This is a genomic window from Bradyrhizobium sp. (assembly GCF_049798375.1).
Classification (GTDB): Bacteria; Pseudomonadota; Alphaproteobacteria; order Rhizobiales; family Xanthobacteraceae; genus Bradyrhizobium.
In genome coordinates this window covers 1-5,707 of the sequence record NZ_JBARGP010000195.1, presented here as the reverse complement: position 1 = coordinate 5,707, position 5,707 = coordinate 1, and the positions used below count along the sequence as shown (strand labels likewise).

The window sequence follows — 5,707 nt, the reverse complement described above, 5'->3', positions numbered from 1 at the left end:
ACGCTGGAGAGCAGGGTGGTGAAGGGCACGTCATAGAGCGCATCGCGCGCACTGCCCGCCGCGATCTGGCGCGCGCGCCGGCGGATTTCCGCAATCAGGTCGGCGGCATATTCGACCGCGTTGACGCCTTGCGGCGCCAGCGAGGAATGGACGGCCTCGCCGCGGACGATCGCGCGCAGCGCGTGCTTGCCCTTGTGGCCGATCGCGACCTGCATCAGGCTCGGCTCGCCGACGAAACAGGCGAGCGGCTTCACCTGCAATTTGTTGACCTCTGACAGCAGCGGCCGCACGCCGATGCAGCCGACTTCCTCGTCATAGGAGATCGCCAGATGAATCGGCGCGGTGAGCTTTGCGCGCGTCATCTCCGGCACCAGCGCAAGGCAGGTCGCGACAAAGCCCTTCATGTCGACCGCGCCGCGGGCATAGAGCCTGCCGTCGCGCTCGACCAGCGCGAACGGATCGTGGCTCCAGCTCTGGCCCGTGACCGGCACCACGTCGGTATGACCCGACAGCACGATGCCGGGCTTATCGGCGGGGCCGATCGTCACCCACAGCGCGGCCTTCTGGCCGGTCGGGTCCATGATCCGCTGCGCGCTGACGTCGTGCGTGGCGAGATAGGCTTCGACGTAGTCGATCAGCGCGAGGTTCGATTTGTCGCTGACGGTGTCGAAACCGACGAGCTCGGCGAGGATGGCTTTGATGCGGTTGATACGGTCGCTTGGCATGATGGCTCGGAGAGTATGCCCTTTGCGGGCCGGCGGTCCAGCGCCCGGCTGCTGCTGGGCCGTCCAGGCAAATCACTTCGACCGTCGCGCCGCGCGTGAGATATGGATCACCCGGCGGATCGCGAATATCGTCCGCGCGGAAAAACTCATTTCGCCAGCGTCTTCAATCCGATCGCCGCTCCATGCTTGCTGGTGCGAAAATTTCACTTTCGTTTTTACAGAAAATATGGTTGTCTATTCGCATCCCGCCTCGGCACGAGGGGCGTTCGCGATCGTCACGACACGCGAGGTGGGGAGCGGTGGGCGTTTCGGGTCGCAGCGTGATCGGATCACGCGGACGAACGGCACGAGGCGCACGGTCAAGTCGTATGGTCCCGACCTCCCGGTGCTGAGGTCGATTCGGCGACGATACGCCGATGATGGGGGCAACAAGCCGGTCCCCAGGGAGAGTACGAAGCAGCCGTTAAAGCCATCGCGCGGGGAAGGCCGGATATTTGGCTGAACCTGTGGTTCTGCCGCGTGCTTTTTTGTTGCACGCGGACCGCGGGTATCAGCGGATACCCGGTCTTCCCTGCGCCCTCTGCGTTAAGAGGGACAATGACGATGCATCACCCGGACGCAGAACGCGCCGCGGGAAAGAGAGGGTACGCATGTTTGGACGTCGGCCCGTACTTTCAGTTGTCATCGCCCGCGCAGGCGGGCGATCTAGTAATCACAGGCGTTGCGGATCGATCGAGAAGCCGCGGCGTACTGGATCCTCCGCATGCGCGGGGGGACGACGATGAGTGAAAGGCGCCTACACCGGCTTGCCCGCATACGGCATCGACGCGGTCAGCCCGCCGTCCACCGGGAACGCCTGACCGTTGACATAGGACGCTTCGTCGCTCGCAAGAAACAGGCCCATCGCCGCGATCTCGTCGGGCTGGCCGGGACGCTTCAGCGGGTTGAGCTGGCCGATCTTGTCCTGCGTGCCGCGCTCCTTGGCGCGGTCGAACACCGGCTTGGTCATGCCGGTCTCGATCAGGCCGGGACACACCGCGTTGATGCGCACGCCGGTGCCGGACAACGAATAGGCGGTGGTCTGCACCAGGCTGATGACGCCGGCCTTGCTTGCCGCGTAAGGATGCCCCGACGCGCCGGATTTCAAGCCAGCGACCGATGCCGTGCAGACGATCGCGCCCGCGCCTTGCTTCACCATGTGCGGCATCGCGTACTTCACGGCGAGGAACGGCCCGATCAGATTGATGCGCAGGATTTCCTCCCAGTGCTCGACGGTCTGCTCGGCGATCGGCTTCAGCCCGCCGGAAATGCCGGCATTGGCCCAGATCGCATCGAGCCGGCCGTGGGTCGCGACGGCGCGATCGATGAAGGAGATGACGTCGGATTCGGAACCCGCATCGGCGATCACCGCCTCGGCAACGCCGCCCTGTTGCTTCACCAACTCGACCGTCTCCTTGACGCCCTCGCTGCGGTCGACTGCAATCAGCTTGGCGCCTTCTTTCGTGAACAAGAGCGAAGCGGCGCGGCCGATGCCGCTGCCGGCGCCGGTGATGATGACGGATTTGCCTGCGAGACGGCCCATGGGAATCCTCCTGGTGTGGTTTTGCGCGCGATGGAATTCAAACGCCGTTTCAAACGCGTGCGGCTGCGCGAAGTGACTTGAGGCGCTCGCGGTGCTGCACTAGTCACGTACAGCGATGCGACGCGTCAGGGAAGGGTGCAGGGAAAGGTAATCGTGATGTCGAATAATCAGAGCCGTGCTGCCGTTGTGACGCGCTGGTGGTGGGTGCGCCACGCGCCGGTGCGCAATGATGGCGGCAATATCTATGGCCAGACCGACATTGCCTGCGACACCGGCGACCGCGAGGTGTTCGAGGCGGTGGCGAAAGTCCTGCCGCGCAACGCGGTGTGGTATGCGAGCAACCTCAAGCGCACGCATCAGACCGCGGAGGCGATCTGGGCGGCGGGTTTTCCGCAGCCTGCGACAATGATCAGGGAAGCCGATTTCGCCGAGCAGAATCTCGGCCAGTGGCAGGGCATGAACCGCGCGGCGTTCCTGGCGAGCCAACCGGTCGGCAGCAATTGGTTTGCCGCGATCGACCAGCCGGCGCCGGGCGGCGAGAGTTTCATGGATCTTTATCATCGCGTGACCTCGGCGATCGCGCGCATCACGTCGGATGAGGCGGGCCGCGACGTGATCGCGGTCGGCCATGGCGGCACCATCAAGGCTGCGGTCGCACTGGCGCTCGGCGGCCTGGTCGAGAAGAGCCTCGCCTTCGACATCGACAATTGCTCGGTGACGCGGCTCGATCATATCGTGGCCGGCGACGCCGCCGGCAGCATAAGTACGTGGCGGTTGCCGATGGTGAACCAGCAGCCCTGGATGGCCGACGCGGCGCATCGCGCGATGCATCAGCCGGCCGGGCCGGAGGTGACGACGAGCAAGCTTGCTTAGTTATAGACCGTCATTCCGGGTTCGATGCTGCGCATCGCCCCGGAATGACAATTTAAAAAGCGGGAGGAAACACATGACCCTATTCGACATGACCGGCAAAGTCGCCGTCATCACCGGCTCCACGCGCGGCATCGGGCTCGCCATTGCCGAGCGCATGGCCGAGCACGGCGCCAAGGTGGTGATTTCGTCACGCAAGGCCGACGTCTGCGAGCAGGTGGCGAAGGCGATCAACGCCAAGCACGGCGCCGGCACCGCCGTGGCGGTCGCCGCCAACATCTCCAGCAAGGAGAATTTGCAGCATCTTGTTGACGAGGCGAACCGCGCCTTTGGCCGGATCGACGTGCTGGTCTGCAACGCCGCGTCAAACCCGTATTACGGGCCACTTGCCGGCATCTCGGACGATCAGTTCCGCAAGATCCTGGACAACAACATCGTCGCCAACAACTGGCTGATCAGCATGGTGGTGCCGCAGATGATCGAACGGAAAGATGGCTCCGTGATCATCGTGTCCTCGATCGGCGGCCTGAAGGGCTCGACCATTCTCGGCGCCTACGCGATCTCGAAGGCGGCCGACATGCAGCTCGCGCGCAATCTCGCCTGCGAATACGGGCCGCACAATGTACGCGTCAACTGCATCGCGCCGGGCCTGATCAAGACCGACTTCGCCAAGGCGCTGTGGGACAATCCCGACAATCTGAAGGCCTCGACCGCGCGCTCGCCGCTCTTGCGCATCGGCATCCCCGACGAGATCGCGGGCGCGGCAGTGTTCTTGGGCTCGGCGGCCGGTAACTTCATGACCGGCCAGACCATGGTGATCGACGGCGGCGCCACGATTAGTTGAAGTGAAGCCGCATAGAGAATGGGTCCGCGGCGGCGCCACGTTCTCAACTATCATCGCCCGCGAAGGCGGGCGATCCAGTAAACGCAGGCATATCGAGTCTCACTGCTGCCGCGGCGTACTGGATTCCCCGCATGCGCGGGGAATGACGGCGGCGGGTGCGGCGTTCGCCGGGACGACGGCAACTACTCCACCGCCGCGTACACCACATCGCGCACCAGCGTGCGCAGGTAGTCGCGCTGGCCGGGGCCCTGGGCCATGAACACGCAGAACAGATCCTCGGCCGGATCGATCCAGAAGAAGGTGCCGGCGATGCCGCTCCAGAAGAACTGGCCGGCTGAGCCGGGGAAGGGCGCCAGCCCCGCGCTGTTGCGCACGGCAAAGCCGAGGCCGAAACCGTGACCGGGCGCCAGCAACGTGCCTTGGATTGCCACGCCGGGCGCGAGATGGTCGGAGGCCATCAGCTGCAGCGTCTTGCGGCCGATGATCCTGGTGCCGTCGAGCGCGCCGCCATTGAGCAGCATCTGGCAGAAGCGGGCATAGTCCATGGTTGTCGAGACCAGGCCGCCGCCGCCGGATTCCATCACCGGTCTGTCGAGCATGTTGAACAAATTGACCTGCTCGTTGGTCCACGGATCGGTCGCGAACGGCTCGGCCAGCCGGCCGGCGTTCTCTTCTCCGGTCGAGAAGCCGGTCTCCGCCATCGACAGCGGCGCCAGGATGCGCTCGGTCAGGAAGGCGCCCAGCGTCTGGCCCGACACCACCTCGATGATGCGGCCGAGGATGTCGGTGGAGCGGCTGTAGTTGAACTCGACGCCGGGCTGGCAGATCAGCGGCAGGCTGGCCACGATCGCGGCGTGCTCTGCATTGGTGATCTTGCGGCTGCGCAGCCGCGACTGCTGGTAGAGCTTGTGCACTGGGCCGTTGCCAGTGTGGTCATAGGTGATGCCGGAGGTGTGGCGGAGCAGGTCCTGAACTGTCATCGGACGTTCCACCGGCACCAGCGTCAGCTCGCCGCTCGCAGTCTCGACGCCGACCTTCTGATCGGCGAATTCCGGGATGAACTTGGCAACGGCGTCGCCGAGCAGAAGCTGGCCGTCCTCGACCAGCATCATGATGCCGACGGAGACGATCGGCTTGGTCATCGAGAAGATGCGGAAGATCGAGTCCTTCGCCATCGCGGTATCAGTGGTCGGGCCCTGGCGGCCGATCGCGTCGAACCAGCCGATCTTGCCCTTGCGGGCCACCAGCAGGGTGGCGCCGGGGATGGTGCCCTTGTCGACTTCGCGCTTGAACGCATCCGAGGCCCGCTGCAGCCGGATCGCCGACAGGCCGAGCGAATCGGGCTTGGCCTCGGGCAAGGGCGGAGTCTGCGGATTCGTGGGACGGGCGGCGGTTTGCGCAGATGTCGGTGGGGTCATGGGGCACTCCCGGGGCATTGTTCTCGGATTGCCTCAAGTTTGGCGAAGAACGGCCGGCTTGAACAGCGGATTTGTCCGTTCCGGCCCTTGCTTTCCGGGCGGCGTCTATGCTTGAAACGGCGCGGACCGGACGACGCTGGCGGCCGGTCCCGTAGGAGTGTAGCTCAATTGGTAGAGCACCGGTCTCCAAAACCGGGGGTCGTAGGTTCGAGCCCTACCACTCCTGCCAGCAAAATCAAACGCTTAGCCAAAGATTCAGCCGACCATT

General features: G+C 64.7%; 5 protein-coding genes and 1 tRNA gene. 3 read left to right on the top strand and 3 right to left on the bottom strand.

Translation table 11 applies throughout. The features are described 5' to 3' along the window. Window positions 1-725: M20/M25/M40 family metallo-hydrolase (locus WA702_RS08410; protein WP_425110061.1), on the bottom strand; the 725-nt coding region annotated here is incomplete at its 3' end. Between the two features lie 796 nt (window positions 726-1,521). Next, complete coding sequence (locus WA702_RS08405) at window positions 1,522-2,307, bottom strand: SDR family NAD(P)-dependent oxidoreductase (protein ID WP_425110060.1); 786 nt, start codon at window positions 2,305-2,307, stop codon at window positions 1,522-1,524. 156 nt (window positions 2,308-2,463) lie between these two features. Between WA702_RS08405 and WA702_RS08400 the strand changes: the two genes are divergently transcribed. Continuing rightward, window positions 2,464-3,180 (top strand): histidine phosphatase family protein, encoded by a 717-nt coding sequence (locus tag WA702_RS08400; protein WP_425110059.1) that lies wholly within the window; start codon window positions 2,464-2,466, stop codon window positions 3,178-3,180. 73 nt (window positions 3,181-3,253) lie between these two features. Then, window positions 3,254-4,021, top strand: a complete 768-nt coding sequence (locus WA702_RS08395; protein ID WP_425110058.1) for an SDR family NAD(P)-dependent oxidoreductase — start codon at window positions 3,254-3,256, stop codon at window positions 4,019-4,021. A gap of 182 nt (window positions 4,022-4,203) precedes the next feature. On the opposite strand, the gene WA702_RS08390 is transcribed toward WA702_RS08395, so the two are convergent. Then, complete coding sequence (locus tag WA702_RS08390) at window positions 4,204-5,439, bottom strand: serine hydrolase domain-containing protein (RefSeq protein WP_425110057.1); 1,236 nt, start codon at window positions 5,437-5,439, stop codon at window positions 4,204-4,206. A 153-nt stretch (window positions 5,440-5,592) separates the two neighbouring features. Between WA702_RS08390 and WA702_RS08385 the strand changes: the two genes are divergently transcribed. Beyond that, window positions 5,593-5,668, top strand: a tRNA-Trp gene (locus tag WA702_RS08385). The last annotated feature ends 39 nt before the right edge of the window (window positions 5,669-5,707 follow it).

What these genes read in the sequence shown, in the direction of transcription:
- WA702_RS08405 (WP_425110060.1), bottom strand. Translation starts at nt 2,307, where the DNA reads ATGGGCCGTCTCGCAGGCAAATCCGTCATCATCACCGGCGCCGGCAGC.
- WA702_RS08400 (WP_425110059.1), top strand. Translation starts at nt 2,464, where the DNA reads ATGTCGAATAATCAGAGCCGTGCTGCCGTTGTGACGCGCTGGTGGTGG.
- WA702_RS08395 (WP_425110058.1), top strand. Translation starts at nt 3,254, where the DNA reads ATGACCCTATTCGACATGACCGGCAAAGTCGCCGTCATCACCGGCTCC.
- WA702_RS08390 (WP_425110057.1), bottom strand. Translation starts at nt 5,439, where the DNA reads ATGACCCCACCGACATCTGCGCAAACCGCCGCCCGTCCCACGAATCCG.